This is a genomic window from Acinetobacter sp. MF4642 (assembly GCF_002018925.1).
GTDB lineage: Bacteria > Pseudomonadota > Gammaproteobacteria > Pseudomonadales > Moraxellaceae > Acinetobacter > Acinetobacter johnsonii.
This window is the reverse complement of record NZ_MVON01000007.1, coordinates 23174-41295: the sequence shown is the minus strand read 5'-3', so window position 1 is coordinate 41295 and position 18122 is coordinate 23174. Positions and strand designations below refer to the sequence as shown.

The 18122-nt window shown below is 43.3% G+C and carries 16 protein-coding genes and 1 riboswitch; of the genes, 4 read left to right on the top strand and 12 right to left on the bottom strand.

The window, feature by feature from the left end; genetic code table 11:
- The first annotated feature begins 18 nt into the window (after positions 1–18).
- A riboswitch (guanidine-I (ykkC/yxkD leader) is annotated at positions 19–122 on the top strand.
- A gap of 27 nt (positions 123–149) precedes the next feature.
- The 4 genes from MF4642_RS05730 to MF4642_RS05715 all read left to right on the top strand — a co-directional run bounded on the left by MF4642_RS05730 (position 150) and on the right by MF4642_RS05715 (position 5848).
- A complete protein-coding gene (locus MF4642_RS05730; protein ID WP_078425595.1) occupies positions 150–890 on the top strand; it encodes an urea amidolyase associated protein UAAP1 in 741 nt (246 codons plus the stop codon).
- 17 nt (positions 891–907) lie between these two features.
- On the top strand, positions 908–1558 hold the full coding sequence (locus MF4642_RS05725) for an urea amidolyase associated protein UAAP2 (protein WP_078425594.1): 651 nt from the start codon (positions 908–910) through the stop codon (positions 1556–1558).
- A gap of 5 nt (positions 1559–1563) precedes the next feature.
- Complete coding sequence (uca, locus tag MF4642_RS05720; protein WP_078425593.1) at positions 1564–5169, top strand: urea carboxylase; 3606 nt, start codon at positions 1564–1566, stop codon at positions 5167–5169.
- 211 nt (positions 5170–5380) lie between these two features.
- Positions 5381–5848 (top strand): hypothetical protein, encoded by a 468-nt coding sequence (locus tag MF4642_RS05715; protein ID WP_010326667.1) that lies wholly within the window; start codon positions 5381–5383, stop codon positions 5846–5848.
- 64 nt (positions 5849–5912) lie between these two features.
- On the opposite strand, the gene accC is transcribed toward MF4642_RS05715, so the two are convergent.
- The 12 genes from accC to benA form a co-directional block, all read right to left on the bottom strand.
- Positions 5913–7274, bottom strand: coding sequence for an acetyl-CoA carboxylase biotin carboxylase subunit (accC, locus tag MF4642_RS05710; RefSeq protein ID WP_005399493.1), 1362 nt, complete (start codon positions 7272–7274; stop codon positions 5913–5915).
- 16 nt (positions 7275–7290) lie between these two features.
- Positions 7291–7710 carry an acetyl-CoA carboxylase biotin carboxyl carrier protein gene (accB, locus tag MF4642_RS05705; protein ID WP_004979753.1) on the bottom strand — a complete coding sequence of 140 codons (420 nt, stop codon included), beginning with the start codon at positions 7708–7710 and terminating at the stop codon, positions 7291–7293.
- A 16-nt stretch (positions 7711–7726) separates the two neighbouring features.
- A complete protein-coding gene (gene aroQ / locus MF4642_RS05700; protein ID WP_078425592.1) occupies positions 7727–8182 on the bottom strand; it encodes a type II 3-dehydroquinate dehydratase in 456 nt (151 codons plus the stop codon).
- 1085 nt (positions 8183–9267) lie between these two features.
- Positions 9268–10044, bottom strand: a complete 777-nt coding sequence (gene pcaD, locus MF4642_RS05695; RefSeq protein ID WP_078389095.1) for a 3-oxoadipate enol-lactonase — start codon at positions 10042–10044, stop codon at positions 9268–9270.
- A gap of 99 nt (positions 10045–10143) precedes the next feature.
- Positions 10144–11349: a 3-oxoadipyl-CoA thiolase gene (gene pcaF / locus MF4642_RS05690; protein WP_078425591.1), complete on the bottom strand. Its 1206-nt coding sequence runs from the start codon at positions 11347–11349 to the stop codon at positions 10144–10146.
- Between the two features lie 251 nt (positions 11350–11600).
- Entirely contained in the window at positions 11601–12251 is a 651-nt protein-coding gene (locus tag MF4642_RS05680) for a 3-oxoacid CoA-transferase subunit B (protein WP_078425589.1), read from the bottom strand.
- 13 nt (positions 12252–12264) lie between these two features.
- A complete protein-coding gene (locus MF4642_RS05675; protein ID WP_078425588.1) occupies positions 12265–12945 on the bottom strand; it encodes a 3-oxoacid CoA-transferase subunit A in 681 nt (226 codons plus the stop codon).
- A 27-nt stretch (positions 12946–12972) separates the two neighbouring features.
- Positions 12973–14211, bottom strand: a complete 1239-nt coding sequence (gene benE / locus MF4642_RS05670; protein ID WP_078425587.1) for a benzoate/H(+) symporter BenE — start codon at positions 14209–14211, stop codon at positions 12973–12975.
- 54 nt (positions 14212–14265) lie between these two features.
- On the bottom strand, positions 14266–15051 hold the full coding sequence (gene benD / locus MF4642_RS05665) for a benzoate diol dehydrogenase BenD (RefSeq protein WP_078425586.1): 786 nt from the start codon (positions 15049–15051) through the stop codon (positions 14266–14268).
- A gap of 15 nt (positions 15052–15066) precedes the next feature.
- Positions 15067–16083, bottom strand: coding sequence for a benzoate 1,2-dioxygenase electron transfer component BenC (gene benC / locus MF4642_RS05660; RefSeq protein ID WP_078425585.1), 1017 nt, complete (start codon positions 16081–16083; stop codon positions 15067–15069).
- 90 nt (positions 16084–16173) lie between these two features.
- Positions 16174–16683, bottom strand: coding sequence for a benzoate 1,2-dioxygenase small subunit (benB, locus tag MF4642_RS05655; RefSeq protein WP_004979732.1), 510 nt, complete (start codon positions 16681–16683; stop codon positions 16174–16176).
- The gene (gene benA, locus MF4642_RS05650) at positions 16680–18077 is read right to left on the bottom strand and encodes a benzoate 1,2-dioxygenase large subunit (protein WP_004693190.1); all 1398 of its coding nucleotides are present in this window, start codon (positions 18075–18077) and stop codon (positions 16680–16682) included. Before benA ends, benB begins: the two co-directional genes overlap by 4 nt.
- Positions 18078–18122 lie beyond the last annotated feature (45 nt).

The following is an 18122-nucleotide window of genomic DNA, read 5'->3' as shown; positions in this document are numbered from 1 at the left end:
CTTTGCATCGTCTAATCTGAAAGAGTGATCTAGGGTTCCGATACATATCTATTTTATGTATGTCTGCGACCGAGAGTTCACGGTTCGAAAGAACTACACGGAGGGATAAAAGCCCGGGAGGTAAACAGTTACGATTTAGGCAGAAGCGCATGAGCACAATAACTTATCACGACGATAAAGCACTATGGACTGAACTTTTACCGGGTGGGCATCACTGGTCTGGACGTATTCAACGCGGCACAGTCTTACAGTTTAAAGCCTTGGGGGCACAAGCCAACGTTTCTCTTTTCTGTGTCAACAGCGAAGATAAGCTCGAACGTTTTAATATGCCAGATAGCCTAAAGGCACAACATACGGCATTTCTAAGTACAGGGCATGTGTTGTATTCGGACTTAGGTCGGGTTATGGCTTCAATTGTTCATGATGATCATGGTTGGAATGATGCCTTATGTGGTCCGAGTCGCACAGAACAGATCCAAAAACAATTCGGCACTCAAACTTTTCAAGATACGCGAAATGAGATGTTTCGAAGTGGACGCGACAGCCTGTTACTTGAAATGACCAAGTTCTCATTAGGTCAAGCCGACCTGTCAGCTACGGTCAACCTATTCTCTAAAGTTCGCCCTGATGATGCAGGCAACTTATCTTATATCGATGTCGATAATACCCATCAAACTATTGAACTGCGTTTTGAGATGGACTGTCTGGTGTTCTTATCTGCTGCGCCACATGGTTTTAGTCAAGCAACAAAGTATCAACCTGCCGATATTCAAATGCGCTTATTCAAAGCCTCCGCTTTAGCAGTACACGATGTCTGTCGTGATTCATGCCCACAAAACCAACGCGGTTTTCAAAACAACGCGCGTTATTACGCATTTGATGCTGTTTAAGCCCAAGGAGAGTACGCATGACCATTTTACAAGCATTTGATCAAGCTGTTTTAAATGAAGTCTGTCCAGCGGGTGAGGCATGGATGTGTGAAGTCCAGAAAGGGCAGTATTTCCGCATTATTGACCTCGAAGGCAACCAAGCAGTCGATACTTTATTGATTTCTGTGAGCAATCCTGAAGAACGTTACAGCGCAACCGATACTTTAGCCATTAACCAGCAGATTTATCTTGAAAAAGGCACAGCTCTATATACCAACTATGGCAACAAAATCGCCACGATCCATGATGATAACTGTGGTCGCCATGACACCTTGGGCGGTGCTTGTTCATGTGAAAGTAACACCGTACGTTATGCACACGACACATTTCCGATGCACAGTTGCCGTAATAACTTTATGACAGCTTTAGCTTTGCACCCAATCGCGAAAAAGCATGGACTAAATGTTCGTCATATTGGGCCGAATATTAACTTCTTTATGAATGTACCCGTGAGCAGTGATGGGCATCTCAAGTTTGACGATGGAATATCGGCGCCGGGTAAATATGTTGAAATTCAAGCAGAGATGGATCTCATCGTGCTGATTTCTAACTGCCCACAGCTGAACAACCCCTGTAATGCCTATAACCCGACTAAAATTCAACTGATTGTACGTGAAGGCAAGGAGTAATCAGCATGTTTAAAAAAGTTCTCATTGCTAACCGTGGTGCAATTGCCTGCCGAGTAATTCGTACATTAAAGAATTTAGGCATTCAGTCTGTTGCGGTGTATTCAGAAGCAGACCGTGATTCCTTACATGTGACTTTGGCTGATGAAGCTGTATTTATTGGTGATAGTCCAGCCAGTCAAAGTTATTTAAATATTGAAAAAATTTTACAGGTCGCGAAAGAAGCAGGTGCTGAAGCCATTCATCCGGGCTATGGTTTCCTGTCTGAAAATGCGGAGTTTTGTGATTTGTGTGAGTTACAGGGCATTGTGTTTTTAGGGCCAAATTCTGCGCAAATACGTAGTTTTGGCTTAAAGCATACTGCACGTGAACTTGCAATTCAGGCGAACGTGCCATTGTTACCGGGTAGCCAACTTTTAGCAGATGAAGCGGAAGCACTGATCGAAGCAAAGCGTATCGGTTATCCCGTGATGCTGAAAAGTACCGCAGGTGGCGGTGGTATAGGTATGCGTTTGGTGTGGAACGAAGCAGAGCTTAAAGATGCTTATGCAACGGTATCTTATTTGGCCCAAGCTAACTTTAAAGATGCAGGCTTGTATTTAGAAAAGTTTGTGGAAAATGCGCGTCATATTGAAGTCCAAATTTTTGGTGATGGCCAAGGTTTGGTTTTGGCTTTGGGAGAGCGGGACTGTTCAGTACAGCGCCGTAACCAGAAAGTAATCGAGGAGACCCCAGCACCGCATTTAAATGATGAACAACGTGATTATATTCAAGGTGTTGCGATTCAATTGATGCAGTCAGTGAATTATCGTTCGGCAGGTACGGTTGAATTTGTGATGGATACTGACACCCAGCAATTCTATTTCTTAGAGGTGAATACACGTCTACAAGTTGAACATGGCGTGACTGAACAAGTGTTTGGTGTAGACCTTGTGGAATGGATGGTCACTTTAGGTAGCGGTGACTGGACTGCGCCAACAGATACACTTGCACCTAAAGGCCATTCGATCCAAGTCCGTTTATATGCTGAAGATCCAATTAAGAACTTTCAACCCAGTGCTGGCTTACTGACTTATGTCGACTTTGACCCGCAGGCCCGCAATGAAACATGGGTAGAAACAGGTTCAAACGTGTCTTCCTTTTATGATCCAATGATTGCAAAAATCATTGTGACCCGCGAAAACCGAGAAAGTGCAATTAAAGCCATGAGCGATACTTTGGCAAACACCTCAGTGGCAGGAATTGAAACCAACCTTGAGTATTTACAAAACATTATTGACTGTGAAGTGTTTAAAGCAGGGACACAGACTACACGTTTCTTGAATACATTTGAGTGGAAAACCCAAAAAATTGAGGTGTTACAGTCCGGTATTCAAACGTCAATACAAGACGTCACAGGTCGTTTGGGTTACTGGGATGTTGGTGTTCCACCATCAGGTGCGATTGATCCTTTATCTTTAAATGTAGCCAATCAACTATTGGGGAATCCATTTAATACCGCAGGGCTAGAATGTACATTACAAGGCCCAACTTTAAAGTTTCACTGTGATAGCCAAATCGTGCTTACGGGTGGCGACATGCTTGCGACATTGGATGGTGTCGACGTTGCCATGTGGCAGACCCTCAATGTTAAAAAAGGGCAAATTCTTAAAACAGGTAAAATCACAACAGGTTGTCGAAGTTATATTGGCATTAAAGGCGGATTTAATGTACCTGCCTACTTAGGCTCACAAGCAACTTTTACTTTAGGTCAGTTTGGTGGTCATGCAGGACGCAATTTACTCATTGGAGATATGTTGCCTATTACGGCTTATAGCTCGGTAGAAACTGTTGCACTCAGTGCAGCACAGGTGCCGAGCTTTAGCCAGACTTGGGACATTGCCGTGATGTATGGACCGCATGGAGCGCCCGACTTTTTCACCAAACGCGATATTGAGCGCTTCTTTGAGCAAGAATTTGAAATTCACTTTAACTCAAGTCGTACAGGCATTCGTTTAGTCGGTGAAAAACCTGAATGGGCACGTACCGATGGTGGTGAGGCAGGGCTGCATCCTTCGAATATTCATGATAATGCTTATGCCATTGGCGCGATTGACTTCACTGGAGATATGCCAATTATTTTAGGACCCGATGGTCCGAGCTTGGGCGGTTTCGTTTGCCCAGCGGTGGTGGTTAGCTCAGAACTATGGAAAATTGGTCAGCTTAAAGCGGGCGATAAAGTTAAATTTATCCCAATTTCTTATGATCAAGCACAAGTATTAAATCAAAAATATAGCGCAGCGTTAACCGCAGATACGACTGAAAATGTAGAATTTTCTCCAAGCTTTCATGCTGAAATGGAGACCTTATCAGATGCCGTTTTAGCGACATTAAAAGGTGAGAACGCTAGACCTGATGTGACTTATCGTCCTGCAGGTAATAGTTATCTGTTGGTTGAATATGGAGAGTTGGTTTTAGATCTCAATTTACGCTTCCGTATTCATGCTTTAATGCAATGGGTTAAAAACCAAAGTATAGAAGGGATTATAGACTTAACACCGGGTATTCGTTCGCTGCAAATTCATTTTGATTCATTGGTGCTAGATCAAAAACATTTATTATGCCTTTTACAGCAAGCAGAAAGTGAATTGCCTGATGTGACAGCAATGGAAGTGCCTTCGCGCACAGTTTATTTGCCTTTGGCTTGGGAGGACTCACAAACTCAGTTGGCGACTGAACGTTATATGCAAACAGTACGTCCAGATGCGCCGTGGTGTCCTGACAATGTAGAGTTTATTCGTCGTATCAATGGTCTAGACTCAAAGCAAGCAGTGAAGGATATCGTATTCAGCACCAATTATTTGGTGATGGGTTTGGGAGATGTGTACTTGGGTGCACCTGTGGCAACGCCGCTGGACCCACGTCATCGTTTAGTGACCACCAAATATAATCCTGCACGCACTTGGACGCCTGAAAATGCAGTCGGTATTGGTGGCGCATATATGTGTGTCTATGGTATGGAAGGCCCAGGTGGTTATCAGTTTGTTGGACGTACAACCCAAATGTGGAGTCGTTACCGCAAAAACCCCGACTTTGAACAGGATAAGCCATGGCTACTGCGCTTCTTTGATCAAATTAAATTTTACGAAGTGTCTGAAACAGAACTGATGCAAATGCGGGAAGACTTTAAAGCGGGGCGCTTAAAGCTTCGTGTAGAAGATGGGGTTTTAAATTTAAAAGAATATAATAACTTCCTCATTGAAAATGCAGCATCCATTTCAAATTTTAAAGCAGTACAGCAAACGAACTTTGAATATGAACGCCGTCGTTGGCATGAGGCAGGTTTGGCTGAACATGTTTCTGAAAGTCTAGATGCGGTTTTAGACGACAGTGAAATTCAAATTCCTGAAGGTGGCTGTGCAGTCGAGTCGCATATGCCGGGTTCTATTTGGAAAATTGAATGTACCTCTGGAGACATTGTGGAAGAAGGGGCAACTTTGGCCGTGATTGAAGCCATGAAAATTGAAATTCCCATTCTTGCACCTGAGCGGATGAAGGTTGAAGCCATTACCATTGAAAAAGGGCAAACGGTAAAAACAGGTCAGGTGCTGTTTACACTGGCACCTGTAGCCTAAATTCAAATATCACGACATACAAAAAAGACTGCTTAGGCGGTCTTTTTTCGATTCTGAAAGTAGGATTTATCTAGTGCTGACAATAAATCGTTTTGTTAAGTCGAGATTGCAATGCATAGCAAAAAATAGATTGTTATGAAATGGTTATAAAATGATGTTTTGAATCAAAATATGCTAATTTAGTGGGACGCTTAAAAACATTATGGCTTGTATGAAAAAAACATTACTCGGCATGTTATTCATGTTAACTTCATCAGTGCTTATGGCAAATACGCCTAGTCAGGCTGAGGATACTCAAGCATCAAATCAAAATAATATTCGTGTAACGACTCGCCCTGAAATTGTGGGCTTATGGGGAATGGAAATTCCAAATAATCGTAAATGCGTTGAATACTATAATTTTAAAAGTAATAGTGATGTTGTGATTAAAAGTGGGGAAGAATGGTCTACGGGAATTTATGATTACCAGCCATCTACCGATAAAAATGTGCAACTGCCTGCTTTGATTTTGCAAGTCAAATTTGACAATAACCAAGTGGATTGCTCTGGGTCTCAAGAAGATCAGACTGGAGAAATGTCTCAGTATTTTGTGAAATGGCAAAGTCCATCGACCATTAATTTTTGTGCCAATGATAAAGCACAACAATGCTTTGCAACACTACGTCGCGTATTACCTTAATTAATTGTTTTATAAATAAAAAAACCGCGATTTATCGCGGTTTTTTATTTAAGGATCAAGGCAATTATTTGTCTTGATTGCCTTCAATTTGCTTTAACAGGTGCTTTTCAAGGTAGTGAATATCCATTGCTTGTTCACAGAATTTTTCATCTTGAAGAATCAAATCTTTATGCAATGGAATATTGGTTTTAATACCGGTCAAAATCATTTCATCAAGCGCTTGGCGCATGCGTGCAAGTGATGTTTTACGATCCTTACCGTGTGCGATCAGCTTCGCAATCATCGAGTCATAGTATGGCGGAATGCTATAGCCTTGATAGATATGTGAATCAAGACGAATACCTGCACCACCTGGCACATAAAAATTCTCAATTTTACCCGGTGAAGGTAAGAAAGTCGTTGGATCTTCAGCATTGATACGGCATTCAATCGCATGGCCTTTGACTTCAACTTGATCTTGTTCAATTTCAAGACCTAAGCCACCAGCAATGCGGAGCTGTTGTTCAATAATGTCGATACCTGTCACCATTTCAGTTACAGGGTGTTCAACTTGAACACGTGTATTCATCTCAATAAAGAAGAATTCACCATCTTCAAACAAGAACTCGAATGTACCTGCACCGCGGTACTGCATTAATTTACAAGCATTTACGCAAGCTTCTAAAATGTCAGCACGTGCTTGTTCAGGTAAGTTTGGCGCTGGCGCTTCTTCTAGCACTTTCTGATGGCGGCGCTGTAAAGAGCAGTCGCGGTCATAGAGGTGAATCGCGTGGCCATTACCGTCGGCAAGAACTTGGACTTCAACGTGACGAGGTGTTTGTAGGAAACGTTCCATATACACCGTGTCATCGCCAAACCACATTTCAGCATCACGCTGTGCGGCTTGAACGGATTCAAGCAGAGTATCGACACGTTCTACAATACGCATACCACGACCACCACCACCAGAAGCAGCTTTCACGATCAATGGGAAACCAATTTCTTTAGCTTCAGCCAGCGCATTTTGCGGTGTAACCGCATTTGCAGAACCGGGTACGGTTGGAACACCTGCTTTACGCATTGCTGTAATCGCAGAAACTTTGTTACCCATCAAACGAATATGTTCAGGGCGTGGTCCAATAAAAATAAAACCTGAGTTTTCTACAATTTCAGCAAATTCAGCATTTTCTGATAAGAAGCCATAACCTGGGTGAATGGCATCTGCACCTGAAATTTCAGCTGCTGTAATAATGGCAGGAATGTTCAAGTAGCTTTCGCTGCTTGCACCTGGTCCAATACATACTGCTTCATCTACAAAACGTAGGTGCATTAAGTCTTTGTCGGCATCTGAATAGATCCCTACAGTCTTAATCCCTAAAGTTTTGCAGGCACGGGTGATGCGCAGGGCAATTTCACCACGGTTTGCAATTAAAACTTTTTGCAACATTATAAGTCCCCGTCTATTACGCGCGGTAGCGGAATAATGGTTGACCGAATTGGATCACTTCGCCGTTTTTCACTAAAATTTCTTCAACCACACCGCTTTGCGTTGCTTCAATCGGGTTCATGATTTTCATTGCTTCGATAATACCAAGTGTTTCACCAGCAGTGATGGTTTGACCGACTTTAACAAATGGCGCTTCACCTGGGCTTGGAGCCGCGTAAAACACACCAACCATTGGAGATGTTTCTACAGCACCACGTGGTGTTTTAGCCGCTGGAGCCTGAGCAACAGGAGCTGCCATAGCAACAGGAGCACCAGCTGCAACAACTGGACTACGACGAGTTAGAGCAATCGATTGATCACCTTCTTTAACTTCAATCGCTTGTAAGTCAGATTCAATCATCAGGTCGATGAGTTTCTTGATTTTACGAATATCCATGTGACAGTATTCCTAATTATGATTGCGTAGAGGGTTGAATTTTAGTGAGAGCGTAATTGAGCGCAGCGCTATAACCTTGAGCACCTAAGCCACAAATAACGCCAACGGCTTTATCTGATAAATATGAATGATGTCTAAACACTTCGCGCGCATGAACATTCGATAAATGAACTTCAATAAATGGGATGGCTACACCAAGCAGGGCATCACGTAGAGCAACAGAGGTATGCGTGAGTGCAGCAGGGTTAATAATAATAAATTGGACGCCATCCGCTTGGGCTTGATGAATACGGTCGACAATGGCACCTTCCCAATTACTTTGGAAAGCGTCGAGAGAAATTGAAGCATTTTCAGCTTGTGCAATGAGTTGCTGATTGATGTCGTTCAGCGTTAGAGAACCATATACCTCTGGTTCGCGCATTCCTAGCAAATTTAGATTCGGTCCATGAATAACCAAAATGGTCGAACTCATTTAGCTTGCTCCATTTATAAATTGCAATAAATCTTTGCAAGATGGCTGCAAAGTTTGCGTATTATGGCATAAAGTTCTACATTTTTTTTATAGTTTGTTTGAATTGACGTAGATGCTTAGTGCCAAACTTCGGCAATATAATGTAAATTTTGCAAGGAATTGACAATGTTAAAAGATTACAAATTTTCGGATTATTACTCTTTTTTACATTGTAAGCCAAATTGACCAAAAGCAGCAGATTTGTTTTCGTTTTGTGCCACAGGTGCAACTCAAGTCTTGAAAAGAGGGCAACTCAGACTTCTTAGTCGGTAGCTCACTCTGCATCAGATCTAGATCAATTCTTATATGGCTAAACTGTATATCAAAATAAAGCTGAAGTTTGATATCGTTTGTATCTGTACATGATCTGATCAATTTATTCTAGCTATTTTGGCTGGCTTGACGACCATGATCAATTCAGTTGCTAAGCTTTATTGGATCAACATTGAACTGGAAAATATCACTTTCATCAATTAAAACATTAACTTGTTACATTAAAGTGTAGATGGACGCTTTTGTCTGTTGTTAAGGTCTATTTAGCTGATGCCATGATCTTTTAGAAAAAAACTGAAAAACTTGAAACAGTAAAAGGAAAATTCAGGTTTCTAACGGTGTTTTTCAGCATCCTCTTCACTGAAAAATTTTGCCGTTAAATAAGCAAAAAACTGTAGAAAAATTGCTGAGTAGTGGAATGTACTGAAAAAATATCCTCTTGTTGAGTATTGGCTTTTGCTGTGCGAGAAAATTTATAAAACAAAACGATTGGCTATTTTGCTCATTTTAACTGGGTAGATGTGGCTATACATGATGGGATCTAGTGAGTTTAGGATTGGCAATAAGTGAAATTCCGAAGATATGATTTTGAAATCATAATAATTTCAGTTTGTTTTATATACAATTTTTTGAGTTTTGATGATTTTAAGAGGAGAAATAGAATGAGCCAAAGCCAACATCTTTATAATAACTATTTTTACGCACTCCTATCATTTTTTTTAATAGGAAAAAAACAGCCCATGTTGGGCTGTTTTGCGTTCAGATCTAGCGCATTAAGCAATAAAGTCTAAGATAGCCTGATTGAAGGCTTTGGGCTGTTCGATATTTGAAATATGAGAGGCATCGATTTCAAATAGGGCACTACTTCGGATGTGATTCACCATGTACTGTGCATCTGAGACTGTTGTTACGGGGTCTTTACGCCCTGCAATAACAAGTAAAGGCACGTAAATACTTTCGAGTTTTTCACGTAAATCCGCTTTAGCCAAAGCTTCACAACAACTCGCATAACCTTCTGGGCTGCCAGCACCTAAGTCGTTTGAAAGCGCTGCTACAGTTGCTGCGTTGCTTTGGATAAAGGGTTCGGTAAACCAACGGTTTGCAGCCGTCGATGCAATGGGTTCTAAACCTTGGGTGCGTACTAATGATGCGCGATCATTCCATGCTTGTTCATTGCCAATTTTGGCAGAGGTATTACATACAATGGCACGGTGAAAACGTTCAGGTTTATGAATGATTAACCACTGACCTGTAAGTCCGCCCATTGAGATACCGCAAAAAATGGCTTTCTCAATGTTTAAATGATCCAGTAAATGGATCAGGTCTAGACCAAGTTGTTCAATATCATAAGGCCCTTGAGGTGCGGAAGACTGACCATGCCCGCGAGTGTCATAGCAAATCACAAAATAGTTTTTCTGGAAAAAAGTAATTTGTGGTTTCCACATGTTGAAGTTTGTGCCTAGCGAGTTTGAAAAAACGATCGCGGGATTTTTGGGGTCACCAAAGGTCTGATAGTGAATTTCGGCATTGTTTGAAGTAAACCTTGGCATATGCTTTTCCTTAATTCATTAAAAATTTTGAGTGTTTCCACTGTTGTTATCAACAAAAAGTGTTATGAGCAGAAACACCACGTCAGATCATAAGAAGGGTTAAACCCGCTGAATAATCATTGCAATGCCTTGGCCGACCCCAATACACATCGAACACAAGGCATAGGTTCCACCCGTTTGTTCTAACTGGTTTAAAGCCGTGGTGACTAAACGTGCACCCGATGCACCCAGTGGATGACCAATCGCAATTGCACCACCGTTTGGATTCACTTGTGTGGTGTCATCTGCCAGACCTAGGTCACGGGTAACGGCCAGTGCTTGTGCAGCAAAAGCTTCATTCAGCTCAATCACATCCATCTGCTCTAATGTCAGATTGGCTTGTTTCAGTAACTTTTTGATGGCAGGTGCAGGTGCAAAGCCCATAATGCGAGGTTCAACCCCCACAGCTGTAGATGCAATAATCTTGGCACGGGGTTTAAGTTGGTACTGCTCAATCGCTGCTTCTGAAGCGATCAGTACAGCAGCCGCACCGTCATTGATGCCTGATGCGTTTCCTGCAGTGACGGTGCCTTCTGCTGTCACGACTGGCTTCAGTTTTGCCAAAGCTTCCAAGGTGGTCGATGCACGTGGATGTTCATCCGTGTCGACCACAATCGGATCACCCTTACGCTGTGGAATATTCACAGGGATGATTTCATGCGTAAAAAAGCCTTGAGCTTGCGCGGTTGCGGTGCGCTGTTGACTCGCCAAGGCAAACTGGTCTTGATCTGCGCGATCAATATTAAATTGTTGTGCCACGTTCTCCGCGGTTTGCGGCATGGTCTCTACACCATACATCGCTTTGAGCTTAGGATTGATAAAACGCCAACCCATAGTGGTGTCTTCAATCTTTTGACTACGGCCATAAGCTGTTTCTGATTTCCCCATCACAAAAGGTGCACGAGACATACTTTCGACGCCACCTGCGATGATTAAATCTGCTTCGCCGGCTTTAATTGCACGGGCTGCCATCGCAATGGCATCTAGGGATGAACCACATAAGCGATTCACAGTCGTGGCAGGAACTTCAACGGGTAAACCTGCAAGCAGTGCTGACATACGCCCCACATTACGGTTATCTTCACCCGCTTGGTTGGCACAACCATAAATCACGTCATCGACTTGGGTCCAATCTACACTTGGATTACGTTGCATTAAGGCTTGAATTGGCACTGCACCCAAGTCATCGGCACGGATCGGAGCGAGTCCACCTGCATAACGGCCGAATGGGGTACGAATGGCATCGATAATATATGCGTCTTTCATGTTTAATCTTGTCCTTTAAAACGGGACTCTGCTGATAGATCAACTGTATCTATTCACGACGGAGTCTTATCGTGTTCAGTCAAATAGCAGTAACTCGTTCTCGTCCCTTTTTTAAAAAAGTGACCAAAAACTTTGTCATCAACAAAACCTGTTCACTCACAGCAATTTTCCACTGCTGTTGCAAAAACAATATTTTTAAAGCGCTCGACAGGTTGTTGATGACTATAAGCTCTAGCAAATTTTTCTGAAATTTACTGTGTCGCATCCACCAATGGAGCACCCGTCATCGCCTGCAATTCTGCAAAGCTTAGACCGTCGACTTTCTCAATCACTTTTAAACCGTCTGCGGTGACATCAATCACACACAGGTCAGTGTAGATACGATCGACACATTTCAAACCTGTCGCTGGATAGCTCAGTTCAGCCACGATCTTCGGTTCACCCTGTTTGGTGACATGGTCGGTGGTGATAAAGACTTTCTTGGCACCGACGGCTAAGTCCATCGCACCACCGACGGCAGGAATCGCATCGGGTGCACCGGTATGCCAGTTGGCCAAGTCACCATTGGCTGCCACTTGAAAGGCACCTAATACTGCAATATCTAAGTGACCACCACGCATCATGGCAAAAGAATCGCCATGGTGGAAAAAAGCACCGCCTTCGAGCATGGTCACATATTCTTTACCCGCATTAATCAACTCAGGGTCTTCTTGACCTTTTTCAGGTGGTGGACCAAAAGCCAATAAGCCATTTTCAGAATGTAAGAATACGTCTTTGTCACTTGGTAAGTAACTGGCAATCTTGGTCGGTAAGCCAATCCCGAGATTGACATACGCACCATCTGGAATATCTTGTGCGACACGTTCTGCAATTTGGTTACGGCTGAGTTTTTGATAGCTCATGAAAGTCTCCCGATTACACAGCAACTGGTTCAGGCTGAACCTGCACCACATGTTGAACAAAAATACCTGCGGTGATGATGTGTTCAGGGTCTAAAGCCCCCAGTTCCACCACTTCAGACACTTGTGCAATAGTCACGCCTGCGGCCATGGCCATAATCGGGCCGAAGTTACGTGCTGATTTGCGGTAGACCAAGTTACCCCAACGGTCGCCTTTCTGTGCTTTAATCAGAGCAAAGTCAGCTTTGATTGGATATTCCAGTACATAATCTTTCCCGTCGATGTGACGGGTTTCTTTGCCTTCGGCCAATAAGGTGCCGTAGCCAGTTGGGGTGAACACTGCACCGAGTCCCATACCTGCGGCTTGAATACGACAAGCCAAGTTGCCTTGAGGCACCAGTTCCAATTCGATTTTGCCTGCACGATAGAGTTCATCGAAGACCCAAGAGTCGGACTGACGCGGAAACGAACAGATGACTTTTTTCACAGCACCCGCTTTGAGTAGCTTGGCTAAACCATAGTCGCCATTACCAGCATTGTTGCTAACGATGGTGAGGTCTTTAATGCCGAGTTGAATTAAGCCATCGATCAGTTCAGCAGGTTGTCCTGCGGTACCAAAACCACCAATCATGATGGTTGATCCATCCTTTATTTGCGAAAGTGCTTCTGTTAAAGAAGCTGAACTTTTATCAATCATAATATTGTCCTAGGCACAGCGTACCTATTAACTTTTGGAACTTGGATTTGAGCTTGGAGTTGAAGCTAAAGCTAAAGCTGAAATATCAGGACTACGTTTACTTAAAATTAGATGCGCAGTTAAACCAATAACGATGCCCCAAAAAACGGAACTTAGACCTAAAAAGTGCATACCTGAAGCTGTAGCTAAAAAAGTAATGAGGGCAGAATCTCGTTGAGATTCATCTTTCATGGCTACAGCGATATTGGTTGAAATCGCACCCAATAAGGCTAAGCCAGCCAATGCGGCAACAAGCTCTTTTGGCAGCAAGCTGAAGAGCAGAACGATACTGCCTGCAAACAAACCACCTAAAATATAGAAAATGCCGTTAGAAACGCCTGCGATATAACGCTTTTCTTTTAGCTCATGCGCATCTTTGCCCATACACAGTGCAGCCGTAATTGACGCCAAAACAATGGTGATACCGCCAACACATGCAACAGCTAAAGACGCAATACTGGTGGTGGTAATAATTGGCTTGGCAGGCATGTCATAACCACTCAGTTTCATGATGGCCATGCCCGGTAAAAACTGTCCTGTCAGGCTGACTAAAATCAAAGGCAGGGCAAGGTTTAAGGTTGAGTGCCAAGTCCATTCAGGGCTGATGAACTGAGGAATAGCAAGTTGGAAATCTAAACTCACCGCATTCATTTCACCAAGCCCAAAGCTCAAGGCCACACCTGAAAGCAGTACCCAAAGCATGCTATAGCGCGGTGAAATTCGTTTTGCGACTAAAAAGACAAACAACATGCTAAATACAATAATCGGCATACTGTTAGTGGCACTAAATAGACCTAAACCAAACTGAAATAGAATACCTGCCATCATTCCCGCGGCTACTGACTGCGGAATCCATTTCAATAATTTATCAAAGTAACCACTGATCCCGATCAGGAAAATCACCACGGCTGAGGTGATATAAGCGGCTACAGCTTCATTCAGACTAATATTCGGGAACAGGGTGACTAATAAAGCCGTACCTGGTGCAGACCATGCTGTAATCACAGGGACTTTGAACTTAATGGAAAGAAAGATTCCTGCCACGGCTGCCCCAATAGAAATACCCCAAATCCATGAAATCATCATGGTCGGGGAAACCTGAGCTTGTTGCGCAGCCTGAAAGAAGATAATGAGTGGCCCAGAATAGGAAATCAGCACGGCCAAAAATCCTGCGACAGTAGCTGAAATAGACCAATCTTCTTTCAAAGTTTTAAACAGGGTAGCCATTCATTTGCCTCCATGCAGACATGATCCTGTATATAAAAGTAATGTAACGATCAATTAGCCTTGATCGCCACCGCCGACAGGAACAACTGTACCTGTCATATATGACGAATCATCTGAAGCAAGGAATACAATTGCATTCACTTGTTCCTGAATCGTGCCATAACGGTTCATAAAACTACGATCAATGGTTTGATCGACCACTTGTTGCATCCACGCTTTTTCATTTTCAGATAGTGGATTTACATTACGCGGCACTTTACGCGGCGGTGCTTCGGTTCCACCCGTAGCAACAGCATTTACTCGGATGCCATCTTTGGCATGCTCAAAAGCCAGTGATGCAGTAAGAGCATTGACCCCACCTTTGGAAGCCGAATAGGGCACGCGGTTGATGCCACGAGTCGCAATAGAAGACACATTTACAATCGTACCTTTCTGATTTTTAATCATTTCAGGTAAAACAGCACGACAACACCACAGCGTTGGAAATAATGAGCGATTCACTTCTTTGATGATTTCATCTTCAGAAAACTCTTCAAAAGGTTTCATCCAAATTGCACCACCAACGTTGTTGATGAGCACATCGACACGGCCATAGACTTCAAGCGCTTTGTCTACAACACTTTGAGCACCTGCGAAGGTTTCAAGGTTTGCTTTGACCGTTATTGCATCGCCTTGTTTTTCTTCAATTTCTGCTAATGTTTCATCAACATAGTCAGATAAGTCAGCTAAAACAACTTGCGCACCTTCATTAGCCACTTGGAGGGCAACACCGCGACCAATGCCTTGAGCGGCACCAGTCACAATCACGACTTTGTTTAAAAATCTTTGACGATCAGACATGATAAGTGGCCCCAATCAGTTTGCGGAGAATTTTTCAAACAGGAAGTTTGCAGGCTTTACGCCTTCGCTATCTAACCAACCACGAACAGCATCAACCATAGGGACAGGACCACAAAGGTAGACATCAACATCACCGCCATTGAGCCATTCATTGTCAATGTGCCCAGTCACATAACCTTTACGCTCATGTGCAGAGTCTGGGCTTGCAACCACGGTACGGTATTCAAACCATGGGAGTTTGGCTTGAAGTGCATCCAGTTGTTCTAAAGCCACTAAGTCAAAATCATTGGTCACGCCAAAGACTAAACGGATAGGGTGTTCAGAGCCTTTTTCTTCTAACACTTGAAGCATAGACATAAAAGGTGCAATGCCTGTACCGCCTGCAAGCATGACCACAGGGCGAACTACATTACGTAAGTAGAAACTGCCAAATGGACCGGTAAAGGTCATTTTATCGCCTGCTTTGGCCTTGCTACTTAAAAAGCTGCTCATTTTGCCATTCGGCACGTTACGTACCACAAAACCTGTTAAACGGTTACCTGGTTTTGAGCTGAATGAATAGGAACGAGTTTCTGCTGTCTCTGGGATGCCGACGTTGACATATTGACCAGCAAGGAAGTGAATGTCAGGTTGACCTTCATCCAACTGAATATCAAAAGTAATGGTCGATTCTGATAAGTTTTCAACAGCGACTAAAGTGCCTTGGTACTGGTGAATTTCGGTTTTGCAGACTTCAGATGAAGCTTGAATTTGGAATATAGCATCCGAGCTTGGGCGGCATTGGCAAGCCAAAATATAGCCTTGTGCCGCTTCTTCTGGTGTTAACGCATCTTCAATATACGTCTCTTCAGGCATGTCATAACTACCAGATTCGCAAAAAGCGCGGCAAGTCCCACATGCACCATCACGGCAGTCTAGCGGAATGTTAATTTTTTGGCGGTAAGCGGCATCTGATAAAGACTCACCTTGAGTCACTGTAATAAAACGCGTTACGCCATCTTCAAATTGAAGTGCAACATTGTGGTTTGACATGGCTGAATATCCTTTAAAATCGTTGAAACTTGGAACTCTCAGCCAAAACTCCATTTGGCTGAAAGCATACTAAGGATGTGTGGCTAAAACTTAGAGGTGATAAACATCAATCACTTGGTTGATATAATCGTTTTTCAGTACTACGTATTTGCTTAAAATTTGTGGTTTTTCACCTGAAAAATCGATTTCATAACGCGACATACCAAAGTAGCTATAACTGGTTTTGTAGCGGAAGCTCAGCGTATTCCAGTTAAAACGGACGGTAACTTTATCGCCATCACGCTCAATCACTTCGATATTGTTCACATTGTGACAAGTACGTGTGTCTGGCATGGTCGCAGAAGAGCGTTCAGTTTTAATGCGGAACACACGGTCTTCTAGACCTTGGCGGTCTGGGTAGTAAATCAGTGAAATTTCAGACTGCGGATCTGTAGTCAGGGTATCGTCGTCATCCCATGCAGGCATCCAAAACGATGCTGAAGGGGCATAACATGCAAGCCAATCGTCCCATTGTTCATCATCTAAAAAGCGTGCTTCTTGATACAGAAACTGACTGATTTGTTCGATGCTCACGGTGTTGAGTGTTGTAGGAGCATTCATGCCACTTCTCCTTGTTCATTTGCAGTTTCAACAGCCAGTGCTTTTTCATTGGCTATTGCAATTTTCATCATGTCTAACCAGTGTTGGTGCTGTGCAAGGTAAAGGCCTTCATCTTCAGTTTTTACACCTGAAAGTTTTGGTTTTAGACCAATTTCATTGGCAGCATCATCTGGGCCATGAATCCAATGTTTTGAACCGCGGCACATATCATTCCATTCCAGCTCAATGCCTGCGTAGCCCGCTTGGCATGCACGGAATTCTTCTAAATCATCGGGTGTAGCCATACCTGAGGCATTGAAGAAGTCTTCATATTGGCGAATACGGCGTGTACGTGCTTCCGCGTTTTCGCCTACAGGGGCAATACAGTAAATCGTGACTTCAGTTTTATTGACTGAAATTGGGCGAAGTACGCGAATTTGTGAACCGAACTGATCCATCAAATAGACGTTTGGATAAAGACAAAGGTTACGTGAGCGCTCAATCATCCACTTCGACATTGCTTCGCCAAATTTTTCAGAGTATTCGTCGGCTTTCGGGAAGTTTGGACGGTCTTCAGGGTTAGCCCATTGTGTCCAAAGCAGCATGTGACCATTGTCAAAACCGTATGAACCACCGCCTTGTTTGCCCCAAGCGCCTGCGCTCATGGCACGGATGTTGTCACCCGCTTGTTTTTCTTTACGTTGTTGAGTGGTCGCTGCATAGTTCCAGTGCACTGCAGAAACGTGATAACCATCTGCGCCATTTTCTGCAGTGAGTTTCCAGTTGCCTTCATAAGTGTAGGTAGACGCGCCACGTAAAACTTCAAGACCTTGTTCAGACTGATCCACAATCATGTCAATGATTTTGCTGGTTTCGCCTAAGTATTCCTCTAAAGAGGGAACATCTGGATTTAAGCTACCGAACAAGAAACCTTTGTAGTTACCAAAACGTGCAACTTTTTTCAGATCGTGTGAACCTTCGTGGTTAAAACAGTCTGAATAACCTGCGTCCGCTGGGTCTTTTACTTTTAAAAGTTTGCCAGAGTTGTTAAATGTCCAACCGTGGAAAGGGCATGTATAGGTTGCTTTATTGCCACGTTTATTACGACAAAGCTGTGCACCACGGTGTGAACAGGCATTGATCATGGCATTGAGTTCACCATTACGGTTACGTGCAATCAGAATAGGCTGACGGCCAATATACGTCGTGTAATAGTCATTGTTATTTGGAATTTGGCTTTCATGTGCCAAGTAAACCCAGTTACCCTCGAAGATATACTTCATTTCTAGGTCAAAAAGGGCTTGATCAGTAAACACTGAACGATGAAGTTTGAATTCGCCTGTTTCAAAGTTGTCGACAAGTAATTCGTCGATACGATCGAGATGGCTAGTATTAATAACTGGGATACGTGGCATGTCCGTTCTCCGACTTTCCAAAAGTGAGGAAGTCCCCGAAATGCG